We start from the raw sequence: 14,622 nt of genomic DNA on the forward strand, positions 1-14,622 counted from the left end.
GGTAGAAATGTCGCGAATTGGACGTAAGTCGATCCCCGTTCCGACGGGCGTCGACATCACGATCGACGGACAGACCGTCAAGGTCAAGGGCCCCAAGGGCCAGCTCCAGCACACCCTCGCCGAGCCGATCACCATCGAGCGGGCGGACAACGGGGAGCTGAGCGTCAACCGGCCGAACGACGAGCGCAAGGCCAAGGAGCTCCACGGCCTGAGCCGTACGCTGATCGCCAACATGATCGTCGGGGTCACCGAGGGCTACCGCAAGAGCCTGGAGATCGCCGGCACCGGTTACCGGGTCACCGCCAAGGGTTCGGACCTCGAGTTCGCGCTCGGGTTCTCGCACCCGGTGGTCGTTCCCGCCCCGGCGGGCATCACCTTCACGGTGGAGCGGCCGACCCTGTTCCACGTGGCCGGCATCGACAAGCAGCAGGTCGGTGAGGTCGCCGCCAACATCCGGAAGATCCGTCCGCCGGAGCCCTACAAGGGCAAGGGCGTGAAGTACCAGGGCGAGGTCATCCGCCGCAAGGCTGGAAAGGCAGGTAAGAAGTGAGCGCCACGCTGCTCAAGCGCCGCCGCGGCGTCGCCGCCAAGCGCGCCGTTGGGCGTGCGCGTCGGCACTTCCGCGTCCGCAAGAACGTCACCGGTACGGCCGAGCGTCCGCGCCTGGTCGTCACCCGTTCGCTGCGGCACATGGTCGCCCAGATCGTCGACGACTCCAAGGGTCACACCCTGGCGTCGGCGTCGACCCTGGACGCCTCGCTGCGCGGCACGGAGGGCGACAAGAGCGCCCTCGCCGGCAAGGTGGGCGCCCTGCTCGCCGAGCGGGCCAAGGCCGCCGGCGTCTCCAAGGTCGTCTTCGACCGCGGTGGCAACCGGTACGCGGGGCGGGTCGCCGCGCTTGCCGATGCCGCCCGCGAAGCCGGGCTCGAGTTCTAACAACCCCGTCACGAGAGATAAGGAAGGCTGCTGATGCCAGGTCAACAGCGCCGTGGCGGCGGGTCCGGTGGCAACGAGGGTGGTCGCCGCGACAACCGCCGTGAGGGCGGCCGCGGAAACGCGCCCGTCGAGAAGACCCCGCACCTTGAGCGGGTCGTCGCGATCAACCGCGTCGCCAAGGTCGTGAAGGGTGGTCGTCGCTTCAGCTTCACCGCCCTGGTGATCGTGGGCGACGGCGACGGCACGGTCGGCGTGGGCTACGGAAAGGCCAAGGAGGTGCCCGCGGCCATCGCCAAGGGTGTCGAGGAGGCCAAGAAGCACTTCTTCAAGGTTCCGCGTATCGGCCAGTCGATCCCGCACCCGGTGACGGGTGAGGACGCCGCTGGCGTGGTGCTGCTCAAGCCGGCCTCGGCCGGTACGGGTGTCATCGCCGGTGGTCCGGTGCGTGCCGTGCTGGAGTGCGCCGGGATCCACGACGTGCTCTCCAAGAGCCTCGGTTCGTCGAACCCGATCAACATCGTGCACGCCACCGTGGCGGCCCTGAAGGGGCTCGAGTCCCCCGAGCAGGTCGCGGCGCGTCGTGGCCTGCCGGTGGAGGACGTCGCGCCGGCCGCCATGCTGGCGTCGCGTGCGGGGGTGGCGCACTGATGGCACGTCTGAAGGTCACCCAGCTCCGGTCCGGCATCGGGACCAAGCAGAACCAGCGTGACTCGCTGCGTTCGCTCGGTCTCAAGCGGATCAACGACGTGGTGGTCAAGGAGGACCGGCCCGAGATCCGCGGCATGATCTTCACGGTCAACCACCTCGTGAAGGTCGAGGAGGTCGAGTAATGACGATCAAGGTTCACCACCTGCGTCCGGCGCCCGGTTCCAAGACCGCGAAGACCCGTGTGGGTCGCGGTGAGGGTTCCAAGGGCAAGACCGCTGGTCGCGGTACGAAGGGCTCCAAGGCCCGCAAGAACATCTCGGCGGCGTTCGAGGGTGGGCAGATGCCCATCCACATGCGCCTGCCGAAGATGAAGGGCTTCAAGAACAGGTTCAAGGTGGTCTTCCAGGTGGTCAACCTGGACCGGCTCGCCGAGCTGTTCCCGAACGGTGGCCAGGTTGGCCCGCTGGAGCTGATCGAGGCCGGTGCGGTCCGTAAGGGCCACCCGGTCAAGGTCCTCGGCACCGGGGATCTCGGCGGGGTGGCGCTCCAGGTGTCGGCGCACGCGTTCAGCGCGTCGGCCAAGGAGAAGATCGCTGCCGCCGGTGGCTCCGTCACCGAGCTGTAAGGCGTACGACCATGGCGTCCGTCCAGTTGTGAGCAACTGGACGGACGCCATGGTCATCCTGGGCCGTGTGCGCCCGGTAATATCGGAATCGGTTTATGTAGCCGGGCACACCTGCCCGGACCGGGATAGGGCTGTTAGAGTCCCATCCCAGCCATGGATTGCGGGCGCTCGCCCGTGATCCACCCCGACCCGCCAGGGATCACCGGCGGCCCGCCTCGCGCAGGAGGAAGAAGTTGCTGTCCGCCTTTCTCAGTGCGTTCCGTACGCCTGACCTGCGCAAGAAGCTGCTGTTCACAGTAGGCATCATCGCGGTCTACCGGCTGGGTGCCACGCTCCCCAGCCCGGGCGTCTCGTACGGCAACGTGCAGAAGTGCCTCGACACCATCCAGGGTGACACCACCGGGGTGGTGAACCTGCTCAACCTCTTCTCCGGCGGGGCGCTGCTCCAGCTCTCGGTCTTCGCGCTGGGCATCATGCCCTACATCACGGCGTCGATCATCCTGCAGCTGCTGACCGTCGTGATCCCGCGCCTGGAGCAGCTCCGCAAGGAGGGCCAGGCCGGTCAGGCGAAGATCACCCAGTACACGCGGTACCTGACTCTCGGTCTCGGTGTGCTCCAGGCCTCGGCGTTCGTGGCCCTGGCCCGGTCCGGGCAGCTCTTCCAGAACAAGTGCGACCAGTTCCCGATCATCCCCACCGGCACCGGCATCCCGGACTGGCTGACCCTGACCATCCTGGTGATGACGATGACCGCCGGCACCGGCATGGTCATGTGGCTCGGTGAGCTGATCACCGACCGGGGCGTCGGCAACGGCATGTCCGTCCTGATCTTCACCTCGATCGCGGCGCGGCTGCCCAGCGAGGGTTGGCAGATCAAGACCAGCAAGGGCTGGGACATGTTCGCCCTGGTCATCGCGCTGGTCCTGGTGGTCATCACGGCTGTCACGTTCATCGAGCAGGCGCAGCGCCGGATCCCGGTGCAGTACGCCAAGCGGATGATCGGCCGGCGGATGTACGGCGGCACCTCGACCTACATCCCGTTGAAGGTCAACCAGGCCGGTGTCATCCCGGTCATCTTCGGCTCGTCGCTGCTCTACCTGCCGCAGCTGGCCCTGCAGTTCTTCGACCAGAACGACCCGGGCAAGACCCAGGCGTGGATCCAGAACAACCTGGTCAACCCGAGTAGCCCGATCTACATCACGGTCTACTTCCTGATGATCATCTTCTTCACGTACTTCTACGTCTCGATCACGTTCAACCCGACCGAGGTCGCGGACAACATGAAGAAGTACGGCGGGTTCGTGCCGGGTATCCGCCCGGGCAAGCCGACCGCCGACTACCTGGACTTCATCCTCAGCCGGATCACCCTGCCGGGCGCGCTGTACCTGGGCGTCATCTCGATCCTGCCGAACTTCTTCTTCATCTGGCTGGACAACCAGCAGTACCAGAACTTCCCGTTCGGCGGCACCGCTGTGCTCATCATGGTCGGCGTCGGTCTGGAGACCGTGAAGCAGATCGAGAGCCAACTCATGCAGCGGAACTACGAAGGGTTCCTGCGGTAGATGAGACTCGTTCTGGTTGGCCCGCCGGGCGCGGGCAAGGGCACTCAGGCCGAGTTCATCGCCGCGCACCTCTCGGTGCCGAAGATCTCGACCGGGGACATCTTCCGGTCGAACGTCACCCAGGGCACGCCCCTCGGTGTCGAGGCGAAGCGGTACATGGACGCGGGCGAGCTGGTTCCGGACGAGGTCACCATCAACATGGTCCGGGACCGGCTGGCCGAGCCCGACGCCAGTGAGGGCTTCCTACTGGACGGCTTCCCGCGGACGACTCCGCAGGCCGCCGCCCTGGACAAGCTCCTCGCCGATCTGGGCACGGCCCTCGATCTGGTCCTGGAACTGGTCGTCGACGACGACGAGGTGATCCGGCGGCTCTCCGGTCGGCGTACCTGCCGGGGTTGCGGCAAGATCTGGCACGTCGAGTTCGACGCCACCAGCCGGGACGGCATCTGTGACCGGTGTGGCGCCGAGCTGTTCCAGCGCGACGACGACAAGCCGGAGACGATCGCCACGCGGCTCCGTGAGTACAGCGAGAAGACCGCGCCCCTGGTCGACTACTACGGCGCCCAGGGCAAGCTGGTCGGGATCGACGCCACCGGACCGGTGGAGGACGTCACCACCCGGGCCATCGACGCACTGCGGTCGTACGGCGGCTGAGGTCCTCCCCGGGCCACGGCGGATAGAGTGCGAACAGCGGGGTACGCGAGACGTGCCCCGCTGTTCGGCAACGAAAGGTAATCGCTCCATGCGTCGTCCCCAGCTGGACATCCAGCTGAAGACCCCTGACCAGATCGAGAAGATGCGGGCCGCCGGGCTGGTGGTGGCGGAGGCGCTGCGTCGCATGCGGGAGGCTGTGGCCCCCGGTGTGAGCACCGCCGATCTGGACGCCATCGCCGAGTCGACCATCCGCGAGGCGGGTGCGGTTCCGTCGTTCAAGGGCTACCACGGCTTTCCGGCGTCGATCTGCTCCTCGGTGAACGAGCAGATCGTTCACGCCATCCCGTCGGCGAAGCAGGTGCTCGCCGAGGGCGATCTCATCTCGATCGACTGCGGGGCGGTGCTGAACGGCTGGCACGGCGACTCGGCGATCACGGTCGGGGTGGGCGAGGTCGACCCGGCGCTGCTCAAGATGGCCGACGTGGCCGAGGACGCGATGTGGGCCGGTATCGCAGCCGCCGCGCGGGGTGCCGCCAGCGGCAAGGGGCGACTCACCGACATCTCCCACGCGGTGGAGTCGGCCGTCCGCAAGGGCGGTCGGTACGGGATCGTCGACGGCTACGGCGGGCACGGCATCGGCACCGAGATGCACCAGGACCCGCACGTGCTCAACCACGGACGCCCGGGTAAGGGGCCGCGGCTGGTGCCCGGCATGGCGCTCGCCATCGAGCCGATGATCACCATGGCGTCGCCGCGGACGGTCGAGCTGGCCGATGGCTGGACGGTCGTCACCCGGGACGGGTCGGTGGCGGCGCACGTCGAGCACTCGATGGCACTGCTGCCCGACGGCGTCTGGGTGCTCACCGCCTTCGACGGCGGCCGTGCCCGCCTGGGCGACCTGGTCACCGCACGCCAACCGGCAGCCTCCACCACTCCCTGAGCCTCTCGCGCCGACGTCAGGATTCGCGGGCGTCCGGGGGTGGGGCGGGAATGGCATGCTTGCCGGCATGGACGGGCGCGACGGGATGCGAGCGGCGGACGCGGACCGGGAGGCGGTGGCCGACCGGCTGCGGGTCGCTCTCGGCGAGGGTCGGCTCGACCTGCACGAGTACGACGAGCGCTTGCAGCGGGCGTACGCGGCACGTACGTACGCCGAGTTGGACGCCCTACTGACCGACCTGCCCCCGGTGACGCCCACCGAGAGTGCGACGCTCGCGTCTGTCGACCCGGCGGTCCCGCCCAGCGCCGGCCCGGGTGACCGGCCCCGCCCGGTGAGCGGCGGCGTGACGGCCCGCTGGCTGGCCGAGGTGTGGCTGCCGTACCTCCGGGTGATCGCCATCGTGGTGACGATCTGGGCGGTGACCTCGCTGGTCAGCGGGGAGCTGCTCTACTTCTGGCCGATCTGGGTGGCCGGGCCGTGGGGTGCGGTGCTGGCGGTCCGGACGGTGACCGGGCTGGCTGGGGGAGAGCCTCGGCGCCGCGCCGTCGAGCGGGAACGCCGGCGGCAGCGCAAGCGGATGAAGCGGGAGCGCCGCCGTGAGCTGCGGTCCAGCGAACCGGACGAACGGGACGATGCCGCCGGCTGACCGACCGGTGGTCGTCGGCTCCGCCAAGGTCATCCGGCGCCCGGACAGGGGTTTGGCGCCCGCCACGGCGACGTGGGGGGTGGCCGGTTTGGCGACGGCCCGCAGGCCGGCGTACACTTTCTGATCGGCGCACAGCGTCCACTCCGGCATGCCCACCCTGCGCTTCGGTGGGTCCTGGAGCCGCGGCTGGCGCGGGCATCTGATCAAGGTCAGTTCCCGTGTAAGACGTTGTGGGCCGCCCGGAGCAATCGACGTCAGGACAGCGGAGGACATGCCGAAAAAAGACGGAGCCATTGAGATCGAGGGTCGGGTCATCGAGCCCCTGCCGAACGCTATGTTCCGGGTGGAGCTCGCGAACGGCCACAAGGTGCTGGCTCACATCAGCGGCAAGATGCGGCAGCACTACATCCGCATCCTTCCGGAGGACCGGGTCGTCGTCGAACTCTCGCCGTACGACCTGACCCGCGGGCGCATCGTCTACCGCTACAAGTAGTCCTGACGACGGCCGGGAAGTCCCGTGTCCGTCTTCGACGTCCGGTCTCGCGTACTCCGCGTCGCCGGGCCAGATGGGAAGTAAGGCAACCGTGAAGGTCAAGCCGAGCGTCAAGAGGATCTGCAACAAGTGCCGGGTTATCCGCCGGCACGGCCGGGTCATGGTCATCTGCAGCGACCCGCGCCACAAGCAGCGCCAGGGCTGACTCAGCCCGTCCGGCCGTACCTCGGCCGGGTGGCGTTGGTCCGGGCAGATCCCCAGCGACACACATCACACATGCTCGTCCCAGCCGCGAGCGGTACGTGAAGACGTACTCCTTGCGTGGCTGACCCCCGGTCGGAGGCCGGGGCCCGCTCGGGCAGCGACCGATCCCGGTCGCCGGCGCTCACCGCGTCGGAAAGACGGGACGGCCGGTAGCGGGATGGGACGGGTCCACACCTCCGCCACACATCACGAGGAGTACGCCCGCACATGGCACGTCTAGTCGGCGTGGATCTCCCCCGCGAGAAGCGGATGGAGATCGCGCTCACCTACATCTTCGGGGTCGGTCGCACCCGCGCCCTGGAGACACTCGCCGCCACCGGCATCTCGCCGGACAAGCGCGCTCGGGACCTCACGGACGAGGAGCTCGTGCAGCTCCGCGACCACATCGAGGGCAACTACAAGGTTGAAGGCGACCTGCGCCGCGAGGTCGCCGCTGACATCCGCCGCAAGGTTGAGATCGGCTGCTACGCCGGCATCCGGCACCGCCGGGGCCTGCCCGTGCGTGGCCAGCGGACCAAGACCAACGCCCGGACCCGCAAGGGCCCGAAGCGGACCGTCGCCGGCAAGAAGAAGCCCGGCAAGAAGTAGTTCTTAACCGGATGACGGGGTCGGCCGCCGCTAGGGCGGGCCAGGCCGGGACCCAGTCCGGAAAGTCAACTAGGAGCGCACAGACTTATGCCACCGAAGGCTCGTGCCGGAGCCGCTGTCAAGAAGGTCCGGCGCAAGGAACGCAAGAACGTCGCCCACGGGCAGGCGCACATCAAGAGCACCTTCAACAACACCATCGTGTCCATCACGGACCCGACCGGTGCGGTCATCTCCTGGGCCTCCGCTGGCCAGGTGGGCTTCAAGGGCTCCCGCAAGTCGACTCCGTTCGCCGCGCAGCTGGCCGCCGAGGCCGCCGCGCGTCGGGCCATGGAGCACGGCATGCGCAAGGTCGACGTGTTCGTCAAGGGCCCCGGCTCCGGCCGGGAGACCGCGATCCGTTCGCTGCAGGCCGTCGGGCTGGAGGTCGGCCAGATCGCCGACGTCACCCCGCAGCCGCACAACGGATGCCGTCCGCCTAAGCGTCGTCGGGTCTGAGAGGTAGAGAGAGATGGCTCGTTACACCGGTGCTGACTGCCGCCGTTGCCGGCGGGAGAAGATGAAGCTGTTCCTCAAGGGCAGCAAGTGCGATGGACCGAAGTGCCCGTTCGAGTCCCGGCCGTTCCCGCCCGGGCAGCACGGCCGCGGCCGCACGAAGGAGACGGAGTACCTGCTCCAGCTCCGTGAGAAGCAGAAGGCCCGTCGTGTCTACGGCGTGCTGGAGAAGCAGTTCCGCGGTTACTACGAGGAAGCCGTCGGCAAGCAGGCCAAGACCGGTGAGGTCCTCCTGCAGATCCTCGAGTCGCGGCTGGACAACGTCGTTTACCGGGCCGGCTACGCCCACTCGCGGGACATGGCCCGCCAGCTGGTCAAGCACGGTCACTTCACGGTGAACGGCAAGAAGGTCGACATCCCGTCGTACCGCGTCAAGGAGCACGACATCATCGAGGTCCGGGGCAAGAGCAAGGAGCTCACCCCGTTCATCGTCGCGCAGGCTCAGGCCGGCTCGAAGACGGTTCCGGCGTGGCTCGAGGCCATCCCGAGCCAGATGAAGGTGCTCGTGCACTCCCTCCCGGCCCGGCAGGTCATCGACACGCAGGTCCAGGAGCAGCTGATCGTCGAGCTCTACTCCAAGTAGTCCGAGCTCGTTCGGTGGCCCGCCCCTCGGGGCGGGCCACCGGAACAGTTTGTGTCGTGGACGTCAAATAGCGGGCGTCCCGGAAGAGAAGAGAAAAGATGCTCATCAGCCAGCGACCCTCCCTCTCCGAGGAGTCGATCAACGAGACCCGTTCCCGGTTCGCCATCGAGCCGCTGGAGCCGGGCTTCGGCTACACCCTGGGCAACTCGCTGCGGCGTACGCTGCTGTCGTCGATCCCGGGCGCGGCCGTCACCTCGATCAAGATCGACGGTGTGCTGCACGAGTTCACCACGATCCCCGGTGTCAAGGAGGACGTGGTCGAGCTCGTCATGAACATCAAGGAGCTGTGCGTCAGCTCCGAGCACGACGAGCCGGTCAGCATGTACCTGCGCAAGCAGGGCCCGGGCGACGTGACCGCGGGGGACATCCAGCCCCCGGCCGGCGTCTCGGTGCACAACCCGGACCTGAAGCTCGCGACCCTCAACGGCAAGGGCCGGCTCGACATGGAGCTGACCGTCGAGCGGGGCCGGGGCTACGTGACGGCCGCGCAGAACAAGCAGTCCGGCGCCGAGATCGGCCGGATCCCGGTCGACTCGATCTACTCGCCGGTGCTGAAGGTGACCTACCGCGTCGAGGCGACCCGTGTCGAGCAGCGCACCGACTTCGACCGGCTGATCATCGACGTCGAGACCAAGCCGTCGATGGGTCCGCGTACCGCGCTGGCCTCCGCCGGTTCGACGCTCGTGGAGCTGTTCGGGCTGGCCCGGGAGCTGGACGAGACCGCCGAGGGCATCGACATCGGGCCGTCCCCGCAGGACGCCCAGCTGGCGGCGGACCTGGCCCTGCCGATCGAGGAGCTGGACCTCACCGTCCGCTCCTACAACTGCCTCAAGCGCGAGGGCATCAACTCCGTTGGTGAGCTCATCGGGCGTACCGAGGCCGACCTCCTCGACATCCGCAACTTCGGGCAGAAGTCGATCGACGAGGTCAAGATGAAGCTCGCCGGGATGGGTCTCGGGCTGAAGGACTCGGCTCCGAACTTCGACCCGGCGCACGTCGTGGACACCTTCGGCGAGGCCGACTACGACACCGACGACTACCGCGAGACCGAGCAGCTCTAGTCCGCGCTGCCGCCACAACTGAGGAGCACCAAAAATGCCCACGCCCACCAAGGGCCCCCGCCTCGGCGGCAGCCCCTCGCACGAGCGGCTGATGCTCGCCAACCTGGCGACCGCGCTGTTCCAGCACGGCAAGATCCAGACCACCGAGACGAAGGCCCGGCGGCTGCGTCCGCTGGCCGAGCAGCTCATCACCAAGGCCAAGCGCGGTGACCTCGCCTCGCGGCGGCGGGTGCTGGGTGTCGTCAAGGACAAGGACGTGGTCTACGCCCTGTTCGACCAGATCGCGCCCCGGTACGCCAACCGTCCCGGCGGTTACACCCGGATCGTGAAGACCGGTCCGCGCAAGGGTGACAACGCTCCGATGGCCATCATCGAGCTGGTGGAGGAGCTTCAGGTCGCCGAGCCGAAGGCGAACAAGAAGACCGCCGCCCGCAAGGCCGCGCAGCAGGACAAGGTCGAGGCCCTCGCCCCGGCCGACGAGACCCCGAAGTCGGCCGACGCCGACCAGGACTCCGAGGCTCCGGTGTCGGCTTCCGGTGACACCGACGCCGCCCGCGAGGACAGCGACGAGGCCACCGAGAACAAGGCCTGATCAAGGGCAACGTCGGGCCCGGCACCCCATCGGGGTGTCGGGCCCGACCCGTGACAGGAGGTACGAGGTGGACGAGCGGATCCGGCTACGGCTGGACGTCTCGTACGACGGCGCCGGTTTCTCCGGTTGGGCACCCCAGCCGACCCGGCGGACCGTCGCGGGGGTGCTCGTCGAGACCCTGGACCTGGTCCTCGGCGCCGGTACGGTCACCGGGTTGACCGTGGCCGGCCGGACCGACGCGGGCGTGCACGCCACCGGGCAGGTCTGCCACCTGGATCTGCCCGTCGACGTGTGGCGGCAGCACGAGGGACGGTTGCTGCGCCGACTGGCCCGCCTGCTCCCCACCGATGTGCGCGTCCGGGCGATGACCGAGGTGCCGGCCGAGTTCGACGCCCGGTTCTCGGCCACCTTCCGGCGGTACGAGTACCGGGTGACCGATGCGCCGTTCGGCGCGGAGCCGCTGCGCCGGCACGAGGTGCTGGCCTGGCCGCGACCGCTGGACCTGGCCGCGTTGAACGCCGCTGCCGCCGGCCTGGTCGGCGAGCACGACTTCGCCGCGTACTGCCGGCGCAAGGAGAACGCGACGACGCTGCGCGAGGTGACGCGGCTGGACTGGCGCCGGGACCCCGACGGCGTCCTGGTCGCCACCGTGCAGGCGGACGCGTTCTGTCAGGCCATGGTGCGCAGCCTGGTGGGAGCCATGCTGGTGGCCGGGGACGGCCGCCGCCCGGTGCGGTGGCCGGGCAGTCTGCTCGTCCACCGGGAGCGGTCCAGCGAGGTGACCGTGGCGCCGGCGCACGGGCTGACCCTCGTCGCGGTGGGCTACCCGCAGGACCCGGCCGAGTACGCCCGTCGCGCCGAGCTGACCCGCCGGCTGCGGGTGACCGTCGAGGGCTGACCACGGCCGGCGGGTCGTCGCCGTCGTCAGTCGCCCGGCAGTTCTCCGTCGCCGCTCTGGGTGCCGCTGCTCTCCGCCGGTGCGGCGGTCGGTTGCCCGGCTGTGCCGCCGTCCGCGCGCCGCTGGAGCACGCCCTTGCTGAGATGCAGCTCGAGCACGTCGAACATGATCTCCCGGATCCTGGGGTCGCCGGCCTTCACGGCGGCGCCGTCCGCGCGGACCACCAGCGCGTACGCCAGGTAGTGGCCGCGCACCTGCCAGCCGACCCGGGCGGGGGCGGTGCCCAGCACATCGGTGTCGTCGCCGGCGGTGAGACCCCGGAAGCGGCCCTGCCGTTCGTCGAGGAGCTGCCGGATCCGCTCCCGGGTCCGCTCGGCGCTGGCCTTGTCGGTGAGGTTGAACAGGCCGGTGGTGACCAGGTGGTCGCCGTCGGGGGTCCGCAGGGTGGCCCGTACGACCTGGTTGCAGCCGAGCCGGACCAGCATGTCGGCCACCTCACCGGTGGCGGCGACGGCGCAACTGCCGCTGGAGTGTGTCTTGAGCACCTCATAGGGGGCCTGGCCGCCAGCGAGCTTCAGTTCCTTGCCCGGGAAGACCTCCCGGGCGGTGAGCGGGGACTGGTCGGTGTCCCGGGAGTCGAGGTCCTGGCGTTCGGCGGGGGCGGACGCGACGGCGTTCGGCTGGTAGGTGGGGCTGGTGTCCGGCTGCGGCTTGTCGCGATCGGAGAGGAGCGCGGCGGCGCCCAGGCCGCAGAGTGCGAGCAGGACCAGGACGGCCGCGCCGCCGATCACCACCTGCCAGAGTCGGCCCCCGCCGCGCCGGTTGGTCTGCTCGATCGGCTGTGCCGAGGTGTAGACCTGCTCGCGTGGTGCGGCCAGCGGAATCTCGGCACGGGCCGGCGGCGGCTGCGTCGAGGGCAGGACGAGCTGGTTCGGCCTGGGCAGCGACGGCGCGGGGAAGCGCGACGGAGAGGGCCCGGCCGGCGGGGGTGGGCCGTCGAACTCGGCCACGTCGGACCCGGGCTCCGGGTACTCCTCGAAAGCGTCCTGATCGGACTCGTACCGATACACCATGTCGCCCAGAGTAAGAGGCATTGTCCCTTTAGGGGGTAATAACGGGAAATGTATGCGTGGGCCGTGTCGGCACGTGTCCCTGCCGGTGCGAGAATTGCCGACGTGACCGGCGACCACTACTTCACCGCTCAACCCGCAAGCGACGCCCCGCCGCGCGAGGTCGAGTTCTCCGTCGCCGACCGCGACTACCGGCTCGCCTCGGCCGGCGGGGTCTTCTCCGCCAGCCGGCTCGACCCGGGCACCGCCGTGCTGCTGCGCAAAGCCGAGCTGCCCACCGCCGACACCACAGGCGACCTGCTCGACCTCGGCTGCGGGTTCGGCCCCATCGCGTGCGTCCTGGCCGACATGGCGCCGGCGAGCACCGTCTGGGCCGTCGACGTCAACGCGCGCGCCCGCGACCTCACCGCCGCCAACGCGGCGAGGATCGGCGCCGCCGACCGGGTCCGGGTGAGCGCGCCGGACGACATACCGGCGGACCTGACGTTCGCCGAGCTGTGGTCGAACCCGCCGATCCGGATCGGCAAGGAGGAGCTGCACGAGCTGCTGCTGCGCTGGCTGCCCCGGCTCGCCCCGGACGGCGTCGGCTGGCTGGTTGTCGCCCGGCACCTCGGCGGTGACTCGCTCCAGCGCTGGCTCACCGAGCAGGGCTGGCAGGTCGAGCGGCACGCCAGCCAGAAGGGCTTCCGGGTGCTGCGGGTCACCCGGTAAATGGATATGCCCCCGCCGCCGTCTGCGGCAGGATCCCGGCGTGGGATACGTGGACGTGGCAGGAGTCGGGCACATCCTGCCCGACGGTCGGGAACTCTTCGCCGACGTGTCGTTCCGGGTCGGCGAGGGCGCCAAGGTCGCCCTCGTCGGGCCGAACGGCGCGGGTAAGACGACGCTGCTGCGGATGGTCGCCGGCGACCTGCCGGTGCGTACCGGAGTCGTCGCGCGAGCCGGCGGCCTGGGCGTGATGCGCCAGTTCATCGGCATGATCGGAGACGAGTCGACACTCGCCGACCTGGCCCTGTCGCTGGCTCCGCCGGCGCTGCGCGACGCCGGCCTCCGACTGGCCGAGACCGAGGCGGACATGCGGGCCGCCGAGGTCCGCGGCAAGTACAGCACCGCCGCCGGCAAGGCCCAGCTGGCGTACGCCGACGCGCTGGGCGCCTGGGGCGAGGTCGGCGGGTACGACGCCGAGGTGCTCTTCGACACCGTCTCGACAATCGTGCTCGACAAGCCCTGGGACGCCACCCGGGTCCGTCCGGTGCGCACGCTCTCCGGCGGCCAGCAGAAACGCTTCGCCCTGGAGCTGCTGCTGCGCGGCCCCGACGAGGTGCTGCTGCTCGACGAACCGGACAACTTCCTCGACGTGCCCGGCAAACGCTGGCTGGAGGCGCGGCTGCGCGAGTCGACCAAGTCGGTGCTCTACGTCTCGCACGACCGTGAGCTGCTGGCCCAGAGCGCCGACCGGGTGGTCGCCGTGGAGGGCGGCAGCGCCTGGGTGCACCCGGGCGGCTTCGCCAGCTGGCACGAGGCGCGGGTCGCCCGGCACGCCCGCCTCGACGAGCTGCGCCGACGCTGGGACGAGGAGCATCAGAAGCTCCGCGAGCTGATGCTGATGTACAAGCAGAAGGCGGCGTACAACGACGGGTTGGCCTCGCGGTACCAGGCCGCGCAGACCCGGCTGCGCAAGTTCGAGGAGGCCGGGCCGCCGCCCGTACCCCCGAAGGACCAGGACATCCGGATGCGGCTGAGCGGCGGGCGGACCGGCAAGCGCGCGGTCGTCTGCGAGCAGCTGGAGCTGGACGGCCTGACCTTCCCCTTCGACCTGGAGATCTGGTACGGCGACCGCGTCGCCGTGCTCGGTGCCAACGGCACCGGCAAGTCGCACTTCCTGCGGCTGCTGGCCCGGGGCGGCACCGACCCGGACCCGGCCAACGGGCCGGTCGACGGGGCGGGCGCGCTCGCCCCGGTGGCGCACGACGGCACGGCCCGGCTCGGCGCGCGGGTCCGTCCCGGGCACTTCTCGCAGACCCACGACCGGCCGGAGCTGATGTCCAGGACCCTCGTCGAGATCCTCTGGCGGGGTGACGACCACCGCACCGGGATGGACCGGCACGCGGCGATGGGGGTGCTCAGCCGGTACGAGCTCGCCGGGCAGGGCGACCAGCGCTTCGGCACGCTCTCCGGTGGCCAGCAGGCCCGGTTCCTGGTGCTGCTGCTGGAGCTGTCCGGGGCGACCCTGCTGCTGCTCGACGAGCCCACCGACAACCTCGACCTGGCCAGTGCCGAGGCGTTGGAGGCCGGGCTGAACGCGTTCGAGGGAACGGTGATCGCGGTCACCCACGACCGCTGGTTCACCCGGTCCTTCGACCGGTTCGTGCTGTTCCGGGGCGACAACGAGGTGGTGGAGACCCCGGAGCCGGTCTGGGACGTCGGCTGAGCGCGAAGGAAGGGCACCT

Annotated in this window: 20 protein-coding genes; 19 read left to right on the top strand and 1 reads right to left on the bottom strand. The window is 69.7% G+C overall.

The window, feature by feature from the left end:
* The first annotated feature begins 7 nt into the window (after positions 1–7).
* The 17 genes from rplF (at position 8) to truA (ending at position 11,102) form a co-directional block, all read left to right on the top strand.
* On the top strand, positions 8–550 hold the full coding sequence (gene rplF, locus ABZS77_RS18205) for a 50S ribosomal protein L6 (RefSeq protein ID WP_354823904.1): 543 nt from the start codon (positions 8–10) through the stop codon (positions 548–550).
* A complete protein-coding gene (gene rplR, locus ABZS77_RS18210) occupies positions 547–936 on the top strand; it encodes a 50S ribosomal protein L18 (RefSeq protein WP_139585972.1) in 390 nt (129 codons plus the stop codon). Before rplF ends, rplR begins: the two co-directional genes overlap by 4 nt.
* A gap of 33 nt (positions 937–969) precedes the next feature.
* Entirely contained in the window at positions 970–1,584 is a 615-nt protein-coding gene (rpsE, locus tag ABZS77_RS18215; RefSeq protein ID WP_074314587.1) for a 30S ribosomal protein S5, read from the top strand.
* The gene (gene rpmD, locus ABZS77_RS18220; protein ID WP_030329904.1) at positions 1,584–1,766 is read left to right on the top strand and encodes a 50S ribosomal protein L30; all 183 of its coding nucleotides are present in this window, start codon (positions 1,584–1,586) and stop codon (positions 1,764–1,766) included. The genes rpsE and rpmD overlap by 1 nt, the downstream gene beginning before the upstream one ends.
* Complete coding sequence (rplO, locus tag ABZS77_RS18225) at positions 1,766–2,209, top strand: 50S ribosomal protein L15 (protein ID WP_354823906.1); 444 nt, start codon at positions 1,766–1,768, stop codon at positions 2,207–2,209. Before rpmD ends, rplO begins: the two co-directional genes overlap by 1 nt.
* Before the next feature lie 233 nt (positions 2,210–2,442).
* Entirely contained in the window at positions 2,443–3,771 is a 1,329-nt protein-coding gene (secY, locus tag ABZS77_RS18230) for a preprotein translocase subunit SecY (protein WP_354823908.1), read from the top strand.
* The gene (locus ABZS77_RS18235) at positions 3,772–4,425 is read left to right on the top strand and encodes an adenylate kinase (RefSeq protein WP_030489597.1); all 654 of its coding nucleotides are present in this window, start codon (positions 3,772–3,774) and stop codon (positions 4,423–4,425) included.
* An 88-nt stretch (positions 4,426–4,513) separates the two neighbouring features.
* A complete protein-coding gene (gene map / locus ABZS77_RS18240; RefSeq protein WP_354823910.1) occupies positions 4,514–5,365 on the top strand; it encodes a type I methionyl aminopeptidase in 852 nt (283 codons plus the stop codon).
* 67 nt (positions 5,366–5,432) lie between these two features.
* On the top strand, positions 5,433–6,011 hold the full coding sequence (locus ABZS77_RS18245) for a DUF1707 domain-containing protein (RefSeq protein ID WP_354823912.1): 579 nt from the start codon (positions 5,433–5,435) through the stop codon (positions 6,009–6,011).
* 271 nt (positions 6,012–6,282) lie between these two features.
* Positions 6,283–6,504: a translation initiation factor IF-1 gene (gene infA, locus ABZS77_RS18250; RefSeq protein WP_007073013.1), complete on the top strand. Its 222-nt coding sequence runs from the start codon at positions 6,283–6,285 to the stop codon at positions 6,502–6,504.
* A 91-nt stretch (positions 6,505–6,595) separates the two neighbouring features.
* On the top strand, positions 6,596–6,709 hold the full coding sequence (gene rpmJ / locus ABZS77_RS18255) for a 50S ribosomal protein L36 (RefSeq protein ID WP_043965539.1): 114 nt from the start codon (positions 6,596–6,598) through the stop codon (positions 6,707–6,709).
* Between the two features lie 266 nt (positions 6,710–6,975).
* Positions 6,976–7,356, top strand: coding sequence for a 30S ribosomal protein S13 (rpsM, locus tag ABZS77_RS18260; protein WP_007465236.1), 381 nt, complete (start codon positions 6,976–6,978; stop codon positions 7,354–7,356).
* A gap of 87 nt (positions 7,357–7,443) precedes the next feature.
* Complete coding sequence (gene rpsK, locus ABZS77_RS18265) at positions 7,444–7,851, top strand: 30S ribosomal protein S11 (protein ID WP_030329919.1); 408 nt, start codon at positions 7,444–7,446, stop codon at positions 7,849–7,851.
* 13 nt (positions 7,852–7,864) lie between these two features.
* Positions 7,865–8,491, top strand: coding sequence for a 30S ribosomal protein S4 (gene rpsD, locus ABZS77_RS18270; RefSeq protein ID WP_030489600.1), 627 nt, complete (start codon positions 7,865–7,867; stop codon positions 8,489–8,491).
* Positions 8,492–8,589: 98 nt separating this feature from the next.
* Positions 8,590–9,612, top strand: coding sequence for a DNA-directed RNA polymerase subunit alpha (locus ABZS77_RS18275; RefSeq protein WP_007465227.1), 1,023 nt, complete (start codon positions 8,590–8,592; stop codon positions 9,610–9,612).
* A 34-nt stretch (positions 9,613–9,646) separates the two neighbouring features.
* Positions 9,647–10,204: a 50S ribosomal protein L17 gene (gene rplQ / locus ABZS77_RS18280; RefSeq protein WP_354823914.1), complete on the top strand. Its 558-nt coding sequence runs from the start codon at positions 9,647–9,649 to the stop codon at positions 10,202–10,204.
* Positions 10,205–10,271: 67 nt separating this feature from the next.
* Positions 10,272–11,102 carry a tRNA pseudouridine(38-40) synthase TruA gene (truA, locus tag ABZS77_RS18285; protein WP_354823916.1) on the top strand — a complete coding sequence of 277 codons (831 nt, stop codon included), beginning with the start codon at positions 10,272–10,274 and terminating at the stop codon, positions 11,100–11,102.
* Positions 11,103–11,128: 26 nt separating this feature from the next.
* Here the strand turns inward: truA and ABZS77_RS18290 are convergent, their stop codons facing one another.
* On the bottom strand, positions 11,129–12,175 hold the full coding sequence (locus tag ABZS77_RS18290; protein WP_354823918.1) for a hypothetical protein: 1,047 nt from the start codon (positions 12,173–12,175) through the stop codon (positions 11,129–11,131).
* A gap of 102 nt (positions 12,176–12,277) precedes the next feature.
* Between ABZS77_RS18290 and ABZS77_RS18295 the strand changes: the two genes are divergently transcribed.
* Together ABZS77_RS18295 and ABZS77_RS18300 are read left to right on the top strand one after the other, a co-directional pair.
* Entirely contained in the window at positions 12,278–12,883 is a 606-nt protein-coding gene (locus tag ABZS77_RS18295; protein WP_354823920.1) for a methyltransferase, read from the top strand.
* A 40-nt stretch (positions 12,884–12,923) separates the two neighbouring features.
* A complete protein-coding gene (locus ABZS77_RS18300) occupies positions 12,924–14,603 on the top strand; it encodes an ATP-binding cassette domain-containing protein (protein WP_354823922.1) in 1,680 nt (559 codons plus the stop codon).
* Positions 14,604–14,622: the final 19 nt, after the last annotated feature.

Origin of the sequence: Micromonospora sp. NPDC005298, assembly GCF_040607375.1 — a bacterium.
Lineage (GTDB): Bacteria > Actinomycetota > Actinomycetes > Mycobacteriales > Micromonosporaceae > Micromonospora.